Origin of the sequence: Streptomyces tubercidicus, from assembly GCF_027497495.1 — a bacterium.
Classification (GTDB): Bacteria; Actinomycetota; Actinomycetes; order Streptomycetales; family Streptomycetaceae; genus Streptomyces; species Streptomyces tubercidicus.
Genome location: NZ_CP114205.1, coordinates 1,342,506 through 1,363,781, shown reverse-complemented (window position 1 = coordinate 1,363,781; position 21,276 = coordinate 1,342,506). Strand labels below are relative to the sequence as shown.

Genomic DNA, 21,276 nt, shown 5'->3' with positions numbered 1-21,276 from the left:
CCTGCCACCCCGGCGGCAGGCGTCGCCGTGGTTGGATGACGGTATGGCGGAGATCAGCTTTCCGGAGCCGCGGATCGGACCGGAATGGGCGCGGCGGCGCATCGGGGCGTTCCGTGACGCGGTGGCGTTCGAGCGGTTCGCCGCGGTGTACCGGGAGGCGATGGACGGGCTGCCCGAGCCCGAGGAGCAGCGAACCGTGGACACCTCGTACGGGACGGTGCGGGTGTACAGGTTCGGCACGGGGGACGGAGTGCCGCTCGTCCTGATGCCGGGACGACAGTCCTGCACCCCGCTGTGGCGGACGAATCTGCCGGGGCTGGTGCGCGGCGGACGCCCCGTGTACGCCGTCGACGGGCTCGGGGAGCCGGGCTGCAGCGTGCAGTCGGCGCCGATGACCTCCGGTGCCGATCAGGCGGCCTGGATCGACGAGATGCTCGCCCGGCTCGAACTGCCCCGGGCGCATGTGCTGGGGGTGTCGATCGGGGGCTGGCTGGCGGTGCAGGTCGCTGTGCACCGTCCGGAGCGGATCGCCTCGGTGATCGCGCTGGATCCGGCCAACACCTTCGCGCCGCTGAGCTGGAAGATGATCGTGGTCTCGCTGGGCAGCGTGCTTCCCGGGATGCCGGAGGGGCTGCGCAACCGGCTGCTGGGCTGGATCTCGGGCGGGATCGATGACGCCTCGGAGCACATCGAGGGCCGGCTGATCGCCTCCGGTATGCGGGACTTCAAGGTCCGCTTCCCGTCCCCGGCGCTGCCCGGCGCGGACGAGCTGCGCTCCCTCCGGGTACCTGTCCTCGCGCTGATCGCCGGGAAGAGCATCGTGCATGACGCCGAGAAGGCCGCGGCCCGCGCCCGCACCCTGCGCGACAGCGCCGTGGAGGTCTGGCCGGAGGCCTCCCATGCGCTCAACGGGGAGTACCCGGAGCGGCTCGCGGAACGGGTGCACGCCTTTCTCGACGGGCTGCCGGAGCACGGCCGTCAGGGCTGACCCGTAAGGGATACGGGTGCCGCGCCGAAGCGCAGCCGGGTGATGAGCGGGCGGTCCGTGCGGAGCAGGGGGACGACCGCGGCGCGTGGCGCGAGATAGCCGAGGACGCCGCGGCCCGCCGGGAGCGGCACCTCGGACACCTCGCTGATGGCCGGATGGGCGTCCCGTAGGTGGTCCCGGTCGGCCGCGTCCATACCCCAGGGCATCGGGGGCAGCCGGTGGCCGCCCGGCCCCTTCGCGTGGGCGCGGGTGCGGGCGCTGAACCGCCGCGAGACGGTGTCGAACACCATCGTGCCGCCGGGGAACGCACCGGCGCAGGCGGCGATCAGACGGGTCACCTGCGCGGCCTCCAGATACATCAGCAGGCCCTGGGCGGTGACCAGGACACCGCGCGAGGGATCGATGCCCGCCATCCATTGGCTGTCCCGGGCGTCGCAGACCACCACGCGCTGCCGTTCCCCGTGGGGCAGCAGTCGCCTCCGCAGCGCCAACGGGCCGTGCAGATCGACGGTGACCCACTGGGCCCGGCCGTTGTCCACCCGCCAGAACTGGGTCTCCAGCCCCTCGCCGAGCGCGACCACGGTGCCGTCCGGACAGTCGTCGAGAAACGCGCGCACCACACCGTCGAACCCGAGGGCGCGCAGCGCGAGGGCCTGCGCCAGCCAGGGCCGGGCGGCGCCCATCCGCTCCCGGAAGGGAAACGCGATCTCGCTGACGAGCTGTACGGCGCGTGGATCGGCCAGCACCGTGTCCGGACGGACGGCCTCGGCGGCGCGGTGATAAAGCGTCCACAACGCCGTTTCGGGCACTCCGTCGAGGTCTGCCGTGACGCGGCCTGGCACCGGGTTCCTCCCAGAGTGCGGTGTGGGGCGGTGAGCATGCCCGGCGGACCACCGGATGCACGGTCTCACCCATGCGGCGTTGATATCCCGGCCCCGCCCCCTACGGGGCCGTTCGGGGGGCCAGGTCACCCGGGGGAGTGCAAAGTCGTACCGCCATGCGGTACGGGGGAAGCGGGTCCCGGAAGCGCAGCGGCGGTGAGAATTTGGGCACCGCCGCCCGCTGCGATGGCGCCGGGGCCCCGGAGGTCAGTGGGTCAGATCGCGGTGGATGACCTTGGCGGCGCGTTCGACCGTGGTCACGCCGTCGTCCATGGTGTGGTTTCCGGTGGAGAGGACGGCCATGCCGTAGTCGGTGCCGCTGCCGTTGAAGGTGCCGACGCTGTTGACCCGCCAGCCGTCGGTCTTGCGGGGCAGCCAGCCGTTCTTGACGTGGACGGCGTCGGCGTCGGGGGCACCGGCGGGGACGCCCCAGCGCTGGTCGGGGATGACCCGGTGCATCAGATCGAGGGCGTATCCGCGCGAGGCGGCGGTGAGCACCGCGTTGTCCGCGGTGAGCAGCCGCATCAGCCTGAGCTGGTCGGCGGCGGTGATCTGGGTGAGGCCCCAGGCGCCGTGCGGGCCCGGGACGGTGTGCCGCATACCGGCCAGGGACAGGAAGCGCTGGATGCCGGCCGGGCGGACCTGGCGCCAGAGCTTGGTGGTGGAGTCGTTGTCCGACTTGGTGATCATGGCGGTGGTCAGCCGCACCTCGTGCGGGGTCAGCTTGCGGTGCGCCTCCTCGGCCTGCCGCAGCAGGGCCCCGAGCACCGTGACCTTCACCACGCTCGCCGAGTCGAAGTGGGCACCGGCCTTGAACTCGCAGTGCGTCTTGGTGCGCCGGTCGTAGATCGCCAGCGCCGAGGCGCCCTCCCGCCCCTGGAGGGCGTCGGCGATGTCCTGGGACAGGGCGGGCGCCAGGCCCGGCTGCTGCGAGGTGCAGACGACCTTGGAGCCGCCCACCGGCGTGCTGGCGGAGCCGGCCGCGGCCGGGGTCGCCGTGGTGAGCACCGTGAGCAGCGATCCGGCAGCCACGACCGCGGCCAGCCCGCGGCGCGCGCAGGTCGATATGCGTGAGGCGTCGTGCATGGAGGTGGTGTCCTGTCCCGCTGTGTATCGGAGGCTGCGCCCTCGGGCGGCCGGCCTCATGCGACCGGCTGGTCGTCGGGTCACCGCGGCCGTGCGGCCGGCCGGTGTCCCGGTTCATGGGTCACGGCGACGATACGTGGCGGGGGTGCGGGCACCCCGGGCGATGTGGGTGGTTTGTCCGTATTTGCGGGGGTGGGTTGTGGTGTGAGATTCGCCAAATTCGGGGGCGAATGCGGGCAGGGTCGCTAGCGCCGTGGCAGGGCTCTCTGGGGCTTGGTGGCGGCGCGGGGGCGGCGGGTGGCGGCTTTCCGGCGTCGGCGGGTGGCGGCCATCAGCTGGCGGCTGCGGAGTGCCATCTCGATCTCGAAGCGGGTCCGTGGGTCCCGGAGGCGGGCGCCGAACAGCTTCTCCAGCTGGCGCATCCGGTAGCGGACGGTCTGCGGGTGGATGCTGAGCGCCTTCGCCACCTCCGGAGCGCCCATGCCGCCGAGCCAGGCGAGCAGGGTGGCCTCCAGGCGCTCGCACCGCTCCGGCGTCAGCCCGGCGAGCGGGCTCAGGCGGCGCGCGATCAGGGTGTGGGCCAGCGTCTCGTCCTGGAGGAGCAGGAGGGAGGAGAGGTGGTCGTCGACGAACACCACTCCGGCCTCGGGGCCGTCGTGCGTGGATGCCAGGTCCAGCAGCCGGGACGCGGCGCGGACTGAAGCGGCGGCCTCCGCCGGCGGCACCGCATGGCCGACCACCGCCGCGCGATGACGCAGCACGCCCTTCAGCCTCGCCCGTCCGTTCTTGCCGTCGGCCAGCGCGGCGGGGATCAGCAGGCCCGGCGGTTCGTCCGGTGCGCTGACGAGACAGTCGCCCAGCGCGGACGCCACCAGATGGATGTCGGTGTCGGTGCGCAGCATGACCGCGCGCACCTTCTCGGGCAGGGGATCACCGGACCGCAGCACGTCCTCGATCAGTCTCGCCACCTGCTGGCGGCCGCCCCGTTCGATGACTTCCTTGAAGCTCGGATTGCGATCGCAAAGAGACTGCGCGATCAGTTCGGTCAAGATCGCGAGTTGGCCTTCGCTGTCGGTTCGCGTGTCACCGCATTGCGGTAACCGGACGCCATGGAATGCCTCGCTCACCATTCTGCCTCTGTTTCCTTGCGTGGGAAGCTGGTCCGGCCTGTTGTACCTCACCTGGCATGTGCCGTCGGCAGCTGACAGAACTCGTCTAGAAGTCCTTACGGAATCCGTCGGAAGTCCTTCCGCTTTGCGACAGAAACTGTGCGAGATGCGGTGGGGGACGAGCGTACCCCCAGGTTCCGCCGGGAAGGAATCGTGGTGCTGAGATGAAGAAGTTGTGCTGTTGCCGACAGCCGTTGCCGCCCCGTCGCCGACTGCTGTTGCCGACAACGGGGCGGTCCTGGAAGGCGCCGGACGGGGCGTCAGACGGAAGGCCCTGGTTAGGCTGGGCAAGCCGTGCCGTATCGCCGAGACTGTGGTGACCGGGCGGCATCGGGTGTCGTGCGTACCGCCTAGCTGCGACGGGACTGGTGCATGTGAAGATCCTCATCTCCGCGGACATGGAGGGCGCCACGGGCGTGACCTGGCCGGCCGATGTGCTGCCGGGGACGCCCCAATGGGAGCGCTGCCGCCATATGTTCACCTCTGACGTCAATGCGGCGATCGCCGGATTCTTCGATGGCGGGGCCGATGAGGTGCTGGTCAACGAGGCGCACTGGACGATGCGCAATCTGCTGCTGGAACAGCTCGATGAGCGGGCGCAGATGCTCACCGGGCGGCACAAATCGCTGAGCATGGTCGAAGGCGTGCAGCACGGCGACGTCGACGGGATCGCCTTCGTCGGCTACCACACCGGGGCGGGCACCGAAGGCGTCCTCGCGCACACCTACCTCGCCAACACCCTCACCGGCGTCTGGGTCGACGGCACCCGTGCGAGCGAGGGCTATCTGAACTCCCTGGTGGTCGCCGAGTACGGCGTCCCCGTGGTGCTGGTGACCGGCGACGACCGCACCTGCCAGGACGCCCTGGGGTACGCCCCGCAGGCGCCCGGTGTGGCGGTCAAGGACTATGTGTCGCGCTATGCGGCGGTCTGCCGACCGCCGGCCCGTACCGCCGCCGAGATCCGGGCCGCCGCCCGCAAGGGCGCGGCACTGGCGGTCCGTCATGAACCCTCCCGGCGCGGCCCGTTCCGGTTCGAGCTGGAATTCGACGCCGAACATCTGGTGGGCGCGGCCACCTGTGTGCCGGGCGTGGAACGATGCGGGGAACGCCGTATCGCGTATACGGGTCAGAACATGTACGAAGCCATCCGGTGCTTCAAGGCGGTCACCACCGTCGTGTCGTCCGCCGTGGAGGAACAATATGGCTGAGGTGGAGAGCGCCGGGGAGCCCGGGACCGGGCAGGTGACCGGCGTGGACCAGCAGGCGCTCGACGAGGTGGTGCGGTTCACCTCCGAGCTGATCCGGATCGACACCAGCAACGCCGGTGACGGCGCCTGCCAGGAGCGCCCGGCCGCCGAGTACGTCGCCGAGCGGCTGGCCGGGGCCGGACTGACGCCGACGCTGCTGGAGCGCAGCAAGGGCCGTACGAACGTGGTCGCCCGCATCGAGGGCACCGACCCCGCGGCCGATGCCCTGCTGGTGCACGGCCATCTCGATGTGGTGCCCGCCGAGCCCGCCGACTGGAGTGTGCACCCCTTCTCCGGGGAGGTCCGCGACGGTGTGGTCTGGGGCCGCGGCGCCATCGACATGAAGAACATGGACGCGATGGTGCTCGCCGTCGTCCGCCAGTGGGCCCGCAGCGGGGTGCGGCCGCGCCGGGACATCGTGCTCGCCTTCACCGCCGACGAAGAGGCCAGCGCCGAGGACGGCTCGGGCTTCCTGGCCGATCAGCACCCCGGCCTCTTCGAGGGCTGCACCGAAGGCATCAGCGAGTCCGGCGCCTTCACCTTCCATGGCGGCGACGGGATGCGGCTGTACCCGGTCGCGGCGGGGGAGCGCGGGACGGCCTGGCTGAAGCTGACCGCGCGGGGGCGGGCCGGACACGGCTCGAAGGTCAACCGCGACAACGCGGTCAGCCGGCTCGCCGCTGCCGTGGCCCGGATCGGCGCGCACGACTGGCCGGTCCGGCTCACCCCGACCGTGCGGGCCGCGCTCCGTGAACTCGCCGCGCTGCAGGGCATCGAGGTGGACGCCGACGCGCCGCGCTTCGATGTCGACGCACTGCTCGGCAGGCTCGGCCCGGCCGCCAAACTGGTCGAGCCCACGGTCCGCAACAGCGCCAACCCGACGATGCTGGCGGCCGGTTACAAGATCAATGTGATCCCCGGGACCGCCGTCGCCCATATCGACGGCCGGGTGCTCCCCGGCGGCGAGGCGGAGTTCCGCACGACCCTGGACGAGCTCACCGGACCGGATGTGAGCTGGGAGTACCACCATCGCGAGGTCGCGCTGGAGGCCCCGGTCGACGCCCCGGCGTTCGCCGCGATGCGCGCCGCGATCGAGCGCTTCGACCCGGACGGCCATGTCGTGCCGTACTGCATGTCCGGCGGAACCGACGCCAAACAGTTCTCCCGGCTGGGCATCACCGGCTACGGCTTCTCCCCGCTGAAGCTGCCCGAGGGCTTCGACTACCAGGCGCTCTTCCACGGCGTGGACGAATGTGTGCCGGTCGAGGGGCTGCACTTCGGTGTCCGGGTGCTCGATCATTTCCTGCGCGCGGCCTGACCGGCCGACGCGTTGTCCGACCCGGTGGTGGAGAGGAACTGCAGCATGGTGACCACGGCTCCGTATGGCGGCTGGACGTCCCCGATCGATGCCCGGACGGTTGCCGCGCACGACGGCCGGCCGGCCTTCGCCGGTGTCGTCGGCGACGAGGTGTGGTGGACGGAGCCGCGGCCCGGCGAGGGCGGCCGGCGGGCGCTGGTCCGCCTGCGCCCGGACGGCACCGAGGAGTCGGTACTGCCCGCGCCCTGGAACGTCCGCAGCCGGGTGCTGGAGTACGGCGGCCAGCCCTGGGCCGGTGCGGTCACCGAGCGCGGACCGCTGGTCGTCTTCAGCAACTTCGCCGACCAGCGGCTGTACGCCTACGCGCCGGACAGCGACGAGGCGCCGCGCCCGCTCACCCCGCACTCCGCCGTCGGCGACGGGCTGCGCTGGGCCGACCCGGTGCTGCGCCCGGAGCTCGGTGAGGTCTGGTGTGTCCTGGAGGAGTTCACGGGCGACCGGCCGACCGATGTGCGCCGGGTGATCGCGGCCGTGCCGCTCGACGGCTCCGCCGCCGAACACCGCGCGTCCGTACGGGAGTTGAGCGACGACCGGCATCGCTTCGTGACCGGTCCGCGGATCTCCCCGGACGGACGGCGGGCCGCCTGGCTCGCCTGGGACCACCCCCGTATGCCCTGGGAGGGTACGCTGGCGATGGTCGCCCGGATCACCGGAGAGGGCGGGTTCGCGGACATCCGGCCGCTCGTCGGCGACCTCGGCCCCGGCGAACCGCACGGTGGCGCGGCCGGTGAGTCCGTCGCCCAGATCGAGTGGGCGGCCGACGGCTCCCTGCTGTTCGTCTCGGACGCCGGCGGCTGGTGGCAGCTGCGGCGCATCGACCCGGAGGCGACGGGCGACGGCTCCGCGTCGGGCCGCGCACTGTGCCCGGCCCGGCAGGAGGAGTTCGGCGGACCGCTGTGGACCGTCGGCCAGCGCTGGTTCCTGCCCCTGGACAACGGCACCCTCGCAGTGATCCACGGCCTGGGCGCCACCTCCCTGGGCATCCTCGACCCGGTGAGCGGCGAACTGGTCGACGCGGCGGGCCCGTGGACCGAGTGGGCGCCCAGCCTCGCCGTGCACGGCAGCCGCGTCATCGGCATCGCCGCCGGTCCGCACAGCTCGTACGAGATCGTCGAGCTGGACACCTGCACCGGACGCGCCCGCGTACTGGCCTGCCGGCACACCGACGTCCTGGACCCGGCCTACTATCCGCGGCCGCTGCACCGGACCTTCACCGGGCCCGACGGGCGGGACATCCACGCCCACATCTGCCCGCCGCACAACCCCGACCACCGGGCCCCCGAGGGAGAGCTGCCGCCCTTCGTGCTGTGGGCGCACGGCGGCCCCACCGGGCGGGCCCCGCTCGTGCTCGACCTGGAGATCGCCTACTTCACCACCCGGGGCATCGGTGTCGCCGAGGTCAACTACGGCGGTTCGACGGGCTATGGCCGCGAGTACCGGGAACGGCTGCGCGGCCAGTGGGGAGTGGTGGACGTCGAGGACTGTGCCGCCGTCGCCCGCGCTCTGGCCGACGAGGGCACCGCCGACCGCGCCCGGCTGGCCATCCGCGGCGGCAGCGCCGGCGGCTGGACCGCCGCCGCCTCCCTGGCCGCCACCGACCTCTACGCCTGCGGCACCATCAGCTACCCCATCCTGGACCTCACCGGCTGGGCCACCGGCGAGACCCACGACTTCGAGTCGCGCTATCTGGACTCGCTGATCGGGCCGCTCGACGAGGTGCCCGACCGCTACCGCGAGCGTTCCCCGCTGCACCGCGCAGACCGGATCACCGCGCCATTCCTGCTGCTCCAGGGCCTGGACGATGTGATCTGCCCGCCCTCGCAGTGCGAACGCTTCCTCGCCGAGGTCGCCGGGCGCGGTATACCGCACGCCTATCTGTCGTTCCCCGGCGAGGGCCACGGCTTCCGCCGCGCGAAGACCATCGTGCGCGCCGTGGAGGCCGAACTCGCCCTCTACACCCACACGTTCGGCATCGCCCGCGACGATGTCCCGGCACTGGAGCTGCGCGGATGACGGACGCCCGGCCGGTCCGGCCGCCACGGCTGCGGCCCGGCGACCGGGTGGCGGTGGTGGCGCCCAGCGGCCCGATCGTGGCGGAGCGGCTGGACCGCGGGCTGGATGTGCTCCGCGGCTGGGATCTCGACCCGGTCGCCGCGCCCCATGTCCGCGGCGGCCACCCCTCGCTGGGCCATCTCGCCGCCTCCGACGAGGAGCGGGCCCGCGACCTCCAGGAGGCGTGGTGCGATCCGTCCGTCAAGGCGGTGTTCGCGGCGCGCGGTGGCTACGGCGCCCAGCGGATGGTCGACCTCCTGGACTGGGACGCGCTCCGTGCCGCGGCCCCCAAACCGCTGATCGGCTTCAGCGATGTCACGGTGCTGCACGAGGCGTTCGCGGTGCGTGCCGGGGTGTCCACGCTGCACGGCCCGGCCGTCGCGGGGGAGGTCTTCCTCAAGGACGACGCCACCCGTGACCATCTGCGGCGCACCCTGTTCGCGCCGGAGACCGTCCGCACCCTGGTGTCGCCGTCCGCCCGGCCGCTGGTGCCGGGCCGGGCCCGCGGGCTCACCCTCGGCGGCTGTCTGACCATGCTCGCCACCGAGCTGGGCACCCCACGGGCCCGGCCGGGCGCGGCGGGCGGGCTGCTCCTGTTGGAGGACGTCGGGGAACCGCCGTACCGCATCGACCGGTCGCTCACCCAACTCCTGCGCGCCGGCTGGCTGGACGGTGTCGCCGGGATCGTCCTCGGCTCCTGGGCCCGCTGCGGGCCCTACGACCGGGTGCGGGAGGTGCTGGTGGACCGGCTGGCCGGGCTCGGGGTGCCGGTGGCCGAGGAGTTCGGCTTCGGACACGGTGACTCCGCGCTGACCCTGCCGCTGGGCATCCCCGCCGAGCTGGACGCCACGGCCGGCACGCTGACCTTCGACACACCGGCAACCTGCTGACCACACCACCGGATTGCCGTCCAGTCACCGATTGCCGTCCTGTCACCGTCCCGTCGCCTCGGCCCTCATGGGGCGTCCCTGGCTCCGCCCGCCGGAAGACGCCCCTGAACGCACGTCCTAACCACGACGCGGGTCCGGAACGTTGACTTGCCGATACCCGTGTCACAGCATGAGCGCGCCGCTACCGACTGGTTGGTACGACCTGTGTGGAGGTCCTCGTGCCCAGCGTGTCCCGAGCCGTGTCCCGCCCCGTGCTCCGCAGGTCCCTCGCCCTGCTGGCCGGCTCCGCCCTCGCCGCTCCGCTCGCGCTGACCGCCCCCGCGGAGGCGGCCGCCGACCCGTACACCGTCACCGCGCTGAAGGTCACCGTCCGGACCGGGGAGCGCAACTGCACGCTGGACGCGGATGTCTACCGCCCGGCCGGCGCCGACGCCGCCCACCCCGCGCCCGCCGTACTGACCACCAACGGCTTCGGCGGCAGCAAGAAGGACGGTTCGACCGACGCCCTCGCCAAGGCGTTCGCCGCCCGCGGCTATGTGGCGCTGGCCTACTCCGGGCTCGGCTTCGGCAAGACCGGCTGCCCGATCTCGCTCGACGACCCCGGGACCGACGGCCGGGCGGCGAGCGGACTGATCGACCTGCTGGCCGGCGCCCGTACGGCCGACAACGGGACACGGCTCGACTACGTCGCCAAGGACGGAGCGCGCGATCCGCGGGTCGGTATGATCGGCGGCTCCTACGGCGGTGCGATCCAGCTGGCCACCGCCGCCGTCGACCACCGGGTCGACGCACTGGTCCCGCTGATCACCTGGAACGACCTCTCGTACTCCCTGGACCCGAACAACGCCGGCCGTACCCACGGCGTCACCGGTCCGCTGCCCGGTGCCTACAAGTGGCAGTGGACGAACGGGTTCTTCCTGATCGGCGAGGCGCAGGGGCTGCTGCATCCTGAGCTCGACCCCTCGCGTACCGGTGGTCCCGGCTGTCTGCACTTCGTCGCGCGCGCCTGCGAGACCAAGCGGCTGCTGGACTCCGGAAAGTACCCGGCGGAGCGGACCGACGCCGTGCTCCGCTATACGCGCAGCGTCTCCCCGGTCTCGTATCTGCCCTCGGTGAAGGCCCCGACGCTGCTCGTACAGGGCCAGAACGACACCCTGTTCAACCTCAACGAGGCCACCGCCACCTACCGGACCCTCGCCGCGCAGGGCACCCCGGTCAAGATGATCTGGCAGTCATGGGGCCACAGCGGCGGGATGAAGAAGCCGCTGAAGGGCGAACTCAACCTGGCGCAGGGCAACCTGGACAGCAGCTATGTCGGACAGCGGATCCTGGCGTGGTTCACCCGCTATCTCCGGCACCGGACGGCAACCGGAACCGGCCCGGCCTTCGCCTACTACCGGGACTGGGTGACCGACGGTTCCGCCTACGCCACCGCGCCCGCCTTCCCGGCGGGCGGCACCCGGCGGCTGTATCTCTCCGGGGACGGCAAGCTCGTCGGCCGGCGCGCCGAGGTGACGCCCGGCAGCCGGACGTACCGCAATCTGCGGATGGCCACCAGCCACTCGGAGAGTTCGCTGGCCGGGATCCTGGGGCTGCCGGACGTGCCGTCGTACGACGCCAGGGGCACCTACCTCGACTGGACATCACAGCCGGTGGCGGGCGGTCCGGTCGACGTGGTGGGCGCGCCACAGGTGACGCTGAAGGTCTCCTCACCGCAGGCCGAGCGGGCCCAGCGCTCCGCGGACGCGGCCGACAAGCTCGTGCTGTTCGCCAAGCTCTACGATGTCGCGCCGGACGGTAAGAAGACGCTGGTGCACCGGCTGGTGGCCCCGGCCCGGGTGCCCGATGTGACCCGGCGGTTCACCGTGCGACTGCCGGCCATCGTCCACCGGTACGCGCCGGGGCACCGGCTGCGCTTCGTGATCGCCGCGAGCGACGCCGCTTATCGGGGCAATCGCGGTGTGAAGCCGGTGACGGTCACGAGTACGCCCAAGGACGCAGGGGTGCTCGAACTGCCCGTCACCCAAGGAGTGTTGAGGTAGCGGGGTCCGGACCGGCCCGGTCGTCCACCGAGGGGGCGGCTCAGTCCTCCGTGACCGTGATTGCCTGTACGGGGCAGGCGCGGGCTGCTTCCCGGACCAGCGGGTCGCCCGCGCCGTCCTCCCTGCCGGGCAGCAGCGCGCTGAAACCGTCGTCGTCCTGTGTGAAGACCCCCGGCGCGGTCAGGGCACACTGGCCGGCGCCGATACAGCGGTCGGTGTCGATGGCGATCCGCATTCCGGACCCCTTTCGTTGGTCTGCCGACCCGGCTGCTACCAGGTCAGCGGTAGTTCGATCATGCCTTGCAGGGTGTCTCCGGGCTTGAACGGGATCTCGGCGGCCGGCGCCGCGAGCCGCAGCTCCGGGAGCCTGGTGAACAGCGAGCGCAGCGCGATCTCCAGCTCAGCGCGGGCGAGGTTCTGCCCCAGACACTGGTGGATCCCGAAGCCGAACGCCACGTGATGGCGGGCCGAACGGCTGAGGTCCAGTTCGTCCGGGGACGGATAGGCGGTGTCGTCCCGGTTGATCAGCGAGGTGGGGAACACCACCCCGTCGCCGGCGCGGATGACCTGCCCGCCGGTCTCGATGTCCTCCTTCGCCACCCGCAGCACCCCGTCCGCGATGGACAGGAACCGCAGCAGCTCCTCGACGGCGGCCGGCATCAGGCCCTCTTCGGCCCTGAGCTGCGCCAGCTGCCCGGGGTGCTCCAGCAGGGTGAAGGTGCCCAGCGAGATCATGTTGGCGGTGGTCTCATGACCGGCCACCAGCAGGATCATGGCGAGCCGGACCAGCTCCTCGTGGGTGAGGGAGCCGGTCCGCAGCCGGTCCTCGATCAGCTCGTCCAGCAGCCCGTCGCCCGGCTTCTTCTGCTTGGCGGTGATCAGCCCCGCGAAGTACTCCTCCAGCTTCACCCGGGCGTCCTCCGCCTCCTCGGACGTCCGGCCGCGCAGGATACGGCGGGACTCCTCCTCGAAGAACTCATGGTCGGCGTACGGGACACCGAGGAGTGCGCAGATCACCATCGAGGGGACCGGCAGGGCGAACGCGGAGACCAGCTCGGCGGGCGGGCCCTGGGCCAGCATCCGGTCGAGCAGCCCGTCGACGATCCGGTGGATCTCCGGGCGCAGCGCGGCGACCCGCTTGACGCTGAAGCTGGGGATCAGCATCCGGCGCTGGGTGTTGTGCTCCGGGTCGTCGACCCCGATCAGCGGTGTCCGGACCCGGCGGATCGCCGCGAAGCGCTCGGACGGGATCGGGAAGGCCGGGTTCTGCCGGTCGGCGGAGATCCGCTGGTCGCTCAGCAGCGCCCGTGCCGCGGTGTGGCCGGTGACCGCCCATACCTTGCGGCCGTCGTAGAACGTGACCTGGGTCAGCGGGCCGTCCTCGCGCAGTGGCTGATAACTGGCGGGCGGGTGGTAGGGACAGGTGCGGTCCTGAAAGTAGGGGATGGCTTCGGGCACGGAATCCTCCCGTACGAGGCTCAGGGGGCTTGAGGGCTTGAGGGGCATGGGGTGGCTTGAGCGGTCTGAGTGGCTCGTGTTGCTCGTGTGCGAGATGGCTGTGGGGTGACGCGCCGTTCGCGCCGGGTCGATCTCACTTCATGCCTCGGATGCCGGGCATGTCTACGCGCAGTTCGGCCAATTTAGTTCAACTTGGGACGTGTTCGGTCGGATGCCGCGCCGTATCCGCCGTTGGCGGGTGTTCGCGGCACCGGCTGCGGGGAGTGAGAGCGGGCGGCGGCCCAGGGGGGACAAGCCGACGGGTGCGACACTGCCTGTATGGGGCAACGACACGACGGTGGGGCCATTAGGGGTACGGCGCAGGCGTGGTCGGCGCTCGGGGGAGACCCGGCCCTGACGGAACGGATCACCTACGGCGGTCCGCCCGGTCTGCTGCCGGCCAGGCTCCCGGTGCTGCCGCTGGCCCGCTCCACGGTCGCGGTCTGTGCGCTCGCGGCAGCCGAACTCGCCGCCCGGCGCGACGGCCGTCCGCTGCCCGTCGTACGCGTCGACGACGGCGCGGTGGCCACCGCCTTCGTCAGCGAACGCCACCTGCGGATCGACGGCCGGGCCCCGTCGAACTTCGCCCCGCTCTCCCGCTTCTGGCGCACCACCGACGGCTGGGTCCGCACCCACGCCAACTACCCGCACCACCGCGCCCGGTTGCTCCGCGCCCTGGACCTCCCCGAGAGCGCCGGGGTGCCGGAGGCCGAGGCCGCACTGGCCGGCCGCCGCGCGACGGAGGTCGAGGAGACCGTCTACGCCGCGGGCGGGCTGGCCGTCGCCGCCCGTACACCCGACCAGTGGGCCGCCCACCCCCAGGGCGCCACCGTGGCCGCCGCTCCGCTGCTCACCCTCCGGCCGCTCGGCGCCGCCGCCCCGCCCCGTGTACTGCCGCCGCGGACCGGCGACCCGGTACTCCCGGCCGCCGGACTGCGGGTGCTGGACCTGACCCGGGTGATCGCCGGGCCGGTCGCCACCCGCACGCTGGCGCTGCTCGGCGCGGACGTGCTGCGTATCGACGCCCCACAGCTGCCGGAGAGTCAGGACGCCCACAGCGATACCGGCTTCGGCAAGCGGTCCGCGCTGCTCGACCTCGGCTCGCCCGGCGGCCGGGCGGACTTCGAGGAGCTGCTGGCCCGCGCGGATGTCGTGGTCACCGGCTACCGGCCGGGCGCACTCGACCGCTTCGGCCTCACCCCGGAGGCGCTGGCCGCCCGCCGCCCCGGCCTGGTCGTCGCCCGGCTCTCCGCCTGGGGCGACGACGGGCCGTGGGGCGCCCGGCGCGGCTTCGACAGCCTGGTGCAGGTGGCCACCGGAATCGCCGCCATCGAATCCGGCGCGGACGGCACCCCCGGCGCACTGCCCGCCCAGGCCCTGGATCACGGCACGGGCTACCTCCTGGCCGCGGCGGTGCTCCGCGCGCTGACCGAACAGCGCCGCACGGGGCGCGCCACCCTCGCCACCCTGTCCCTGGCCCGCACCGCGCGATGGCTGACCCACGAGCTGCCGGCGCGCGACGACGACGGCCCCAGGCCCTCCGGCGCCGCCCACGACCCCGCGGACCACCTCCGCGAGACCGACAGCCCCGTGGGCCGGCTCCGCCACGCCCTCCCGCCCGTCTCCTTCGCCGGTGCACCGGCCACCTGGGCAACCCCGCCCGGCCGGTGCGGAACGGACGCGCCGGTGTGGCGGGAGGGCCCCTGACGGCCGGGCGGCGTCGTCCAGGTGGCCGGTCGGCTGGCCTGCCCCCTGCGCCCTTCGTACGATCTGCCGATGACGAGCAACGACCGCTACCTCGCGCGCGGCCCGCGGGTGGGCATCCGGCACTTCACCGCCGCCGACCGGGCGGAGTTCACCGCACTGGCGCGGGAGAGCGCCCAGCTGCACCGCCCCTGGCTCTTCCCGCCCGCCACGGACACCGCGTACGACGGCTATCTGCTGCGGCTCCAGGAACCGCGGCGCGAGGGCTTCTTGATCTGTGAACTCGCGGACGGCCGGATCGCCGGGTACCTCACGATCAACAACATCGTGCACGGCGCGTTCCGCTGCGGCGCGATCGGCTACGGCGCCTTCGCGCACGCCGCCGGCCGCGGCCTGATGAGCGAGGGCCTGCGGCTCGTACTGCACCACGCCTTCACCGCCCTGGGCCTGCACCGGCTGGAGGTCAACATCCAGCCGGCCAACGACCTGTCGATCGCCCTGGTCAAACGGGCCGGATTCCGGCGGGAGGGCTTCTCCCCGGACTTCCTCTTCCTCGACGGCGCCTGGCGCGACCACGAACGCTGGGCGATCACCGCCGAGATGGTCCCGGGGCGGGGGAATTGATCTCCGGGCCGGGCGCTTCGGTCCGGGCAGGGGAGTGATGGGATATCCCTCATGACCATCGAATTCCACCGCACCGTACCGGTCTTCCGGATCTTCGACGTGGCCAAGGCCCATGAGTTCTACGTCGGCTACCTCGGCTGCACGGTCGACTGGGAGCACCGTTTCGAGCCCGGTATGCCGCTCTACACCCAGGTGTCGCGCGGTGATCTCGTGCTGCACCTGTCGGAGCACCACGGCGACGCGACCCCCGGCTCCACGGTCTACGCGGAGCTGAGCGGGGTGCGCGCACTGCACGCCGAGCTCGCCGCCAAGAATTACCCGTATCTGCGCCCCGGTCTGGAACAGGACGAGATCGGGACCTCGCTCACCCTGACCGACCCCTTCGGGAACCGGCTGCGCTTCAACGAGCCGGGCGCGGCCGAGTAGCCGACGCGCCAATGAGCCGACGCGCCAATGAGCCGACGTGCCCGGCCATTTCGCCGCATCTTGCCGGCCCTCCCCATTTTCCGTGCGGTTGTGTGACGATCACCGTATGCGCCGTACCGTACTGATCGATGCCCCCTCCAACCTGGGACTGCGTCCGCCCGCGCCCGGAACCGTGCCCGGCTGCTACAAGCTCGCGGGCGCGCTGCGCGAACAGGGACTGCTGCGCCGGCTCGGTGCGCTGGAGGGCGGTGTGGTGGTGCCGCCGCGCTACGACCTGGGGGAGTGGAAGGAGGGGGACGGTGACTTCAACGCCGCCGCCCTCGCCGCCTACACGGGCCGGCTCGCGACCCGTATAGAGGGGCATGTGGGCAGCGGCGACTTCCCGGTGGTGCTGGGCGGTGACTGCAGCATCCTGCTCGGCGCGGTGCTCGCGCTGCGACGGCTGGGGCGCTACGGCGTCGCCTACCTGGACGGGCACGGCGACTTCCGGCACCCGGGCAACGTGGCGGTATCCGGCCCGGTCGGTGCCGCGGCCGGAGAGGGCCTGGCGCAGATCACCGGGCGGGGGCAGGCGGATCTCACGGACCTCGACGGGCTGCGGCCGTACGTCCGCGACGAGGACGTGTGCGCCCTCGGGCTCCGCGATGTGGACGAGGACCAGGAGGAGCTGACCGCCCTCGGCATCAGCCACGCCTCCGTCGGCGAGATCCGGCGGCGTGGCCCGGAGACGGTGGCCCGCGACGTCCTCACCCACTTCCAGCGCTCCCCGCTCGACGGCTTCTGGATCCATCTCGACGCCGATGTCCTCGACCCGTCCGTCATGCCGGCCGTCGACAGCCCCGACCCCGGCGGTCTGCTGACCGGCGAACTCCGGGCGCTGCTCGGCCCGTTGGCCGCCTCGCCGCGCTGTGCGGGCATCAACGTCACCATCTACGACCCGGACCGCGACCCCGAAGGGATGGGCGCGGCGCTGCTCGCCGATCTCCTTGAGAGTGTCTTTGCGCAACCCTGACCCGGCCCGGGACCGAGCCGCCCTGTGCAGACCGGCGGTCACGCGGTTCCATGGTCAACAGGAGGCCGCCGTAGCCGAGGTGGCCCGGTTCAGCATTGCGAGGCAGCCGTGGCCACGAGTGTGCGACGCACCACCCTGACCCTCCCCGCCGCCCACCTCGGCCCGGACAACCCCCTCCCCGCGCTGCGGGCCGGCCATGACCTGCACCGCATCGAGGTCCCCCAGGACGCCGGACTGCCCGCCGACATGGCGCGGCAGATCGGCTGTGCACCGCTGCGCTCGGTCCTGCCCGCCCCGCTGCGTGACGGCTACGGCCGGGCCCGCCGCAGCACCGACCTCGACGCCCTGGTCATCGAGAACGACCGGCTGCGGGCCACCGTCCTGCCCGGCCTCGGCGGCCGGGTGTACTCCCTGCACCACAAGCCCACCGACCGTGAACTCCTCTACCGCAACCCGGTGTTGCAGCCCGCGGCCTTCGCCCTCAACGGGGCCTGGTTCTCCGGCGGTATCGAGTGGAACATCGGCGCCACCGGACACACCACGCTCTCCTGCGCCCCGCTGCACGCCGCCCGCGTCCCGGCCCCGGACGGTGGGGAGATGCTGCGCCTGTGGGAGTGGGAGCGGCTGCGCGACCTCCCCTTCCAGGTGGACCTGTGGCTGCCCGAGGGCTCCGACTTCCTCCACGTGGGCGTACGCATCCGTAATCCGCACCACCACACCGTGCCGGTGTACTGGTGGTCCAACACCGCCGTGCCCGAAGGGGAACGCACTCGCGTCCTGGCCCCCGCCGACGCGGCCTGGCACTTCGGTTACGAACGGACCCTGCGCCGCGTCCCGGTCCCCGAGGCCGACGGCACCGACCGCAGTTACCCGCTGCGCAGCACCTACCCCGCCGACTACTTCTACGACGTACCCGACGGCGCCCGCCGCTGGGTCACCTCCCTGGACGCCGACGGCCGCGGTCTGGTGCAGACCTCCACCGACACCCTGCGCGGCCGCAAGCTCTTCCTGTGGGGCGCGGGGCGGGCCGGGCGGCGCTGGCAGCGGTGGCTCACCGAGCCGGGCAGCGGCGGCTATGCGGAGATCCAGGCCGGACTGGCCCGTACCCAGCTGGAGCATGTGCCGCTGGACGCCGGCGCCGAGTTCAGCTGGCTGGAGGCGTACGGGCCGCTGGACGCCGACCCCGCGACGGTGCACGGCGCGGACTGGGGCGCGGCCCGCGCGGAGGTCGAGGCCCGGCTGCAGTCCGCCCTGCCCCGGTCGGAGGTCGAGACCGCCTACGCCGCCTGGCTGCCGTACGCCGACCAGGAACCGAAGGAGCTGCTGGCCACCGGCTCGGGCTGGGGCGCGCTGGAGGCGGCCCGCACGGGCCTGGACCTGCCCGGTACGCCCTTCGGCCCGGCCACGCTGGGCGCCGAACAGGAGCCATGGCTGACCTTGCTGAGAACCGGCGACCTGCCGCCCGGCGGCCCCGTTCCCGGCCCGGTGGTCACCGCACCGGCCTGGCGCGATCTGCTGGAGTCCGCACCGCCCGGCCCGTCCACCGACTACCACCTGGGCCTCGCCCAGTGGCAGGCCGGCGACCGCGCCCAGGCCGTCCGCAGCTGGGAACGAGCCCTCGGACACGCCGCCGACTGTCCGTCGTCTCAACTCTGCCTGCCGCTGTACTGCCTGGCCGTCGCCGAGTCCGAAGCGGGCGAGCCGGCCCGCGCCGCCGACCGCTATGCGCAGGCCTGCGCCGCAGCGGCCCAGGCGGCCTCCGCACCGGACCCGGCCGCACGGGCCTGGCAGGTGGTGCTCCCGGCCCTCGCCCGAGAGGCGGTCCCGGCACTCCTCGCGGCCCACCGAACCGATGAGGCCGCCCAACTACTGACGTCCCTACGACCGCCCGACCCCACCGACGGCCGCTTCCGCTTGCTGACCGCCCAGGTACTGCTCGCCCAGGGCCGGCCCGCCGCGGCCCGGGACATCTTCGAAACCGGCTTCGACATCGCCGCCCTACGAGAGGGCGACGAGTCCCTCGCCACCACCTGGTACGCCATCGCCGAACAACTCGTCGCAGGCGGCGGCCCGGTCACGAAGGAGGTCCGTGCAGCGGCCCGCGCTGTGCATCCGCTGCCGGAGCGGTACGAGTACCGGATGCGGCCGGTGTAGCCGGCCTGCGACACCGGCCGCTGGTCCTCCACCACACCGGCGGCTTGTCGTGCACGGCATTGGCGTGGCTGACGGTGTCCAGTGACAGTCGAGCTGTTGTCACGAGGCAGCTGAGGTCGCGGACGCGGAGGTGGGCACGGTGGCTTCATTTCCCGTCCGACTCACCATTGGTGGCCGTATCGCCGTGTTTCTGAGTCGGGAAGAAGATCGCGCTCACCAGGTGGGGGCTGCGCCCCGGGGCGGGCCCGTTGGTCGCGCGTGACGCGAAGGAATGACGCCACTCGCTGATCATCTCGGCGAGTTCCTCGGGGCTGAGCCAGAGGGTGCCTTGCCGGTAGCCCACGGAGTCGGCGAACGGGTCGGCTCCCGGCCGGTCGAGGTAGGTATTGAACTCGGCGAGCAGTGCGGCCATGGCGGAGGCGAAGCCTCGGCGATGGTCATCCAGAGACATCGACGCGCCTGCCTCAGGCTCGACCGTCATCCGGTCCCGGCGCAGCCGGTAACGCCGCTCCACCGCGCCGCGTACCCGCTGCTCGTCCGCTACCTCCAGCACTCCGCCCTCGGCCAGCAGTCCGACGTGGCGGTAGACGGTCGTCTTGGGGACGTCGGGCAGTACGGCGCACAACTCGGCGGCGGAGCAGGTCCGTTCACCGGACATGGCGTGGGTAATGCGCAGCCGCACCGGGTGCAACAGCAGGTCGAGGATGTCCATCTCTGAATGGTCCCATATCTGGTACTGTTCCCAAAGTTGGGAACGGATGAAGGGGAACGAGAATGACCACGGAAACCTCGCCGACGTCGGCCCGATTAAGCATCGAGGCGGTGCAGCCGCTGCGTACTCTCGACCCGGACGAGCCGCTGGACGATCTGGCATGGCTGGATGAGGCGATCGGCGACGCGAAGGTGGTGGCGATCGGTGAGAACGCGCACTACAACCGTGAGTCGTACCAGCTGCGCCACCGCCTGATGCGGTATCTGGTCGAGCACCACGGGTTCGGCGCCTACGCGATGGAGTCCGGATTCGCCGAGGGATGGCTGGTCGACGACCGGGTCCGCGGCGGCCAGGGCCGGCCCGGCCACGTCCTGGCGAACGGCATGACCTCGTTGATGGGGCTGTGGACCGAGATGGGCTCTCATCTGGAGTGGATGCGGCAGCGCAATCGTGGTGCAACCCGGCCGGTCGGCTTCTACGGCATCGACCTGTCCGGTTCGAATGTCTCTCTGCTGCCCGGCTTGGATGCCGTCATTGCCTACCTCGCAGAGGCGGATCCTGAATTCGAGGTGGATCCGAGCGTCCGGGAGATCGCCTCCGTCCTCGCCGTGCCGTCGGCGTTCTCCCTCTCCCAGGCCGTCACTGCCTACGGGCAGCTCCCTGGCGAGCGCCGGGATGCGCTGACGGCAGGGCTGGCCGAGATTGCCGCGCGCATGGAAGGACGGCGCCTGGACTACCGCCGGCGCACCCCTGCCGATGCGTACGAGCGCGCGCTGCGCGTACTGCGTCTGATCGTCGTCATCGACGCCAATGTGCGCGCGCTGGCCCGTGGCGACCAGGAGAGCCTGTTCGTCAACCGCGACGCCGCGATGGCGGACACCGTCGAATGGATTCTGCGCCGAGAGGACCGGATCATGCTGGCCGCGCACAACGGCCACATCCAACGCTGGCCGGCCCAGTGGCCCGGCATGCGGCCGACGGCGACGTTGGGCATGCACCTGGCCGACCGGATAGGGGAGAACTACCTGGTCATCGGCGTCACCAACGGCACAGGCCAGACCCTCAACACATCAGCCGACTTCTACGCCGGCAAGCTCTTCACCGACCTGGAGCCGCCCCGGCCCGGCAGCCTCGACGCACTCATGTCCGCCAGCTCCGACCGGCCCTTCGCCACCGACCTGCGGCGGCTGTCACCGACCGACACCGAGGCCGTTCGGACCGTCTCCCAGCAGCGTTTCGGCACTCTCTACAGCGACGTGAGCCCCCTGGACGCCTACGACATCATCGTCCACCTCCCACAGGTCACTGCGGCCGAACCAGATGGCGCCGCGCTCGCTGCCTCACCCCACGAGGTGCAGGAGGCATTTTCCCAGTGGGCGCGATGACGCTTGGTCGGCGTGTCCACCGGCATTCC

Annotated in this window: 18 protein-coding genes; 12 read left to right on the top strand and 6 right to left on the bottom strand. The window is 72.1% G+C overall.

The annotated features are described in order from the left end of the window. Positions 1 to 43: 43 nt before the first annotated feature. Positions 44 to 988, top strand: a complete 945-nt coding sequence (locus STRTU_RS05795) for an alpha/beta fold hydrolase (RefSeq protein ID WP_159742551.1) — start codon at positions 44 to 46, stop codon at positions 986 to 988. On the opposite strand, the gene STRTU_RS05790 is transcribed toward STRTU_RS05795, so the two are convergent. From STRTU_RS05790 to STRTU_RS05780, 3 genes are all read right to left on the bottom strand, one after another. Beyond that, positions 979 to 1,830, bottom strand: coding sequence for a class I SAM-dependent methyltransferase (locus tag STRTU_RS05790; RefSeq protein WP_167539117.1), 852 nt, complete (start codon positions 1,828 to 1,830; stop codon positions 979 to 981). The genes STRTU_RS05795 and STRTU_RS05790 overlap by 10 nt on opposite strands. 246 nt (positions 1,831 to 2,076) lie before the next feature. Then, entirely contained in the window at positions 2,077 to 2,955 is an 879-nt protein-coding gene (locus STRTU_RS05785; RefSeq protein ID WP_159742550.1) for a serine hydrolase, read from the bottom strand. A gap of 245 nt (positions 2,956 to 3,200) precedes the next feature. Further along, positions 3,201 to 4,004 (bottom strand): helix-turn-helix domain-containing protein, encoded by an 804-nt coding sequence (locus STRTU_RS05780; protein WP_246240142.1) that lies wholly within the window; start codon positions 4,002 to 4,004, stop codon positions 3,201 to 3,203. A 494-nt stretch (positions 4,005 to 4,498) separates the two neighbouring features. On the opposite strand from STRTU_RS05780, the gene STRTU_RS05775 reads away from it, so the two are divergent. From STRTU_RS05775 to STRTU_RS05755, 5 genes are all read left to right on the top strand, one after another. Next, on the top strand, positions 4,499 to 5,332 hold the full coding sequence (locus tag STRTU_RS05775; RefSeq protein WP_159742548.1) for a M55 family metallopeptidase: 834 nt from the start codon (positions 4,499 to 4,501) through the stop codon (positions 5,330 to 5,332). Next, positions 5,325 to 6,689, top strand: a complete 1,365-nt coding sequence (locus STRTU_RS05770; protein ID WP_159742547.1) for a M20/M25/M40 family metallo-hydrolase — start codon at positions 5,325 to 5,327, stop codon at positions 6,687 to 6,689. The genes STRTU_RS05775 and STRTU_RS05770 overlap by 8 nt, the downstream gene beginning before the upstream one ends. Before the next feature lie 45 nt (positions 6,690 to 6,734). Beyond that, complete coding sequence (locus tag STRTU_RS05765; protein WP_159742546.1) at positions 6,735 to 8,762, top strand: prolyl oligopeptidase family serine peptidase; 2,028 nt, start codon at positions 6,735 to 6,737, stop codon at positions 8,760 to 8,762. Next, positions 8,759 to 9,691: a S66 peptidase family protein gene (locus STRTU_RS05760; RefSeq protein WP_159742545.1), complete on the top strand. Its 933-nt coding sequence runs from the start codon at positions 8,759 to 8,761 to the stop codon at positions 9,689 to 9,691. The genes STRTU_RS05765 and STRTU_RS05760 overlap by 4 nt, the downstream gene beginning before the upstream one ends. A gap of 227 nt (positions 9,692 to 9,918) precedes the next feature. Further along, positions 9,919 to 11,733, top strand: a complete 1,815-nt coding sequence (locus STRTU_RS05755; protein ID WP_159746721.1) for a CocE/NonD family hydrolase — start codon at positions 9,919 to 9,921, stop codon at positions 11,731 to 11,733. A gap of 40 nt (positions 11,734 to 11,773) precedes the next feature. Here the strand turns inward: STRTU_RS05755 and STRTU_RS05750 are convergent, their stop codons facing one another. Both STRTU_RS05750 and STRTU_RS05745 read right to left on the bottom strand, forming a co-directional pair. Beyond that, positions 11,774 to 11,968 (bottom strand): ferredoxin, encoded by a 195-nt coding sequence (locus STRTU_RS05750; RefSeq protein ID WP_159742544.1) that lies wholly within the window; start codon positions 11,966 to 11,968, stop codon positions 11,774 to 11,776. 35 nt (positions 11,969 to 12,003) lie between these two features. Continuing rightward, positions 12,004 to 13,191: a cytochrome P450 gene (locus STRTU_RS05745; RefSeq protein ID WP_159742543.1), complete on the bottom strand. Its 1,188-nt coding sequence runs from the start codon at positions 13,189 to 13,191 to the stop codon at positions 12,004 to 12,006. Between the two features lie 318 nt (positions 13,192 to 13,509). Here STRTU_RS05745 and STRTU_RS05740 point away from each other — a divergent pair, with 318 nt between their 5' ends. The 5 genes from STRTU_RS05740 to STRTU_RS05720 all read left to right on the top strand — a co-directional run bounded on the left by STRTU_RS05740 (position 13,510) and on the right by STRTU_RS05720 (position 19,150). Next, entirely contained in the window at positions 13,510 to 14,937 is a 1,428-nt protein-coding gene (locus STRTU_RS05740) for a CoA transferase (protein WP_159742542.1), read from the top strand. A 69-nt stretch (positions 14,938 to 15,006) separates the two neighbouring features. Further along, positions 15,007 to 15,558, top strand: a complete 552-nt coding sequence (locus STRTU_RS05735) for a GNAT family N-acetyltransferase (protein WP_159742541.1) — start codon at positions 15,007 to 15,009, stop codon at positions 15,556 to 15,558. 51 nt (positions 15,559 to 15,609) lie between these two features. Further along, the gene (locus STRTU_RS05730; protein WP_159742540.1) at positions 15,610 to 15,984 is read left to right on the top strand and encodes a glyoxalase superfamily protein; all 375 of its coding nucleotides are present in this window, start codon (positions 15,610 to 15,612) and stop codon (positions 15,982 to 15,984) included. 106 nt (positions 15,985 to 16,090) lie between these two features. After that, positions 16,091 to 16,996 carry an arginase family protein gene (locus tag STRTU_RS05725; protein ID WP_159742539.1) on the top strand — a complete coding sequence of 302 codons (906 nt, stop codon included), beginning with the start codon at positions 16,091 to 16,093 and terminating at the stop codon, positions 16,994 to 16,996. A gap of 108 nt (positions 16,997 to 17,104) precedes the next feature. Beyond that, the gene (locus STRTU_RS05720) at positions 17,105 to 19,150 is read left to right on the top strand and encodes a DUF5107 domain-containing protein (protein ID WP_159742538.1); all 2,046 of its coding nucleotides are present in this window, start codon (positions 17,105 to 17,107) and stop codon (positions 19,148 to 19,150) included. A 145-nt stretch (positions 19,151 to 19,295) separates the two neighbouring features. Here the strand turns inward: STRTU_RS05720 and STRTU_RS05715 are convergent, their stop codons facing one another. Then, complete coding sequence (locus STRTU_RS05715) at positions 19,296 to 19,862, bottom strand: helix-turn-helix domain-containing protein (protein WP_159742537.1); 567 nt, start codon at positions 19,860 to 19,862, stop codon at positions 19,296 to 19,298. Positions 19,863 to 19,924: 62 nt separating this feature from the next. Between STRTU_RS05715 and STRTU_RS05710 the strand changes: the two genes are divergently transcribed. Next, a complete protein-coding gene (locus tag STRTU_RS05710) occupies positions 19,925 to 21,247 on the top strand; it encodes an erythromycin esterase family protein (protein ID WP_159742536.1) in 1,323 nt (440 codons plus the stop codon). Positions 21,248 to 21,276: the final 29 nt, after the last annotated feature.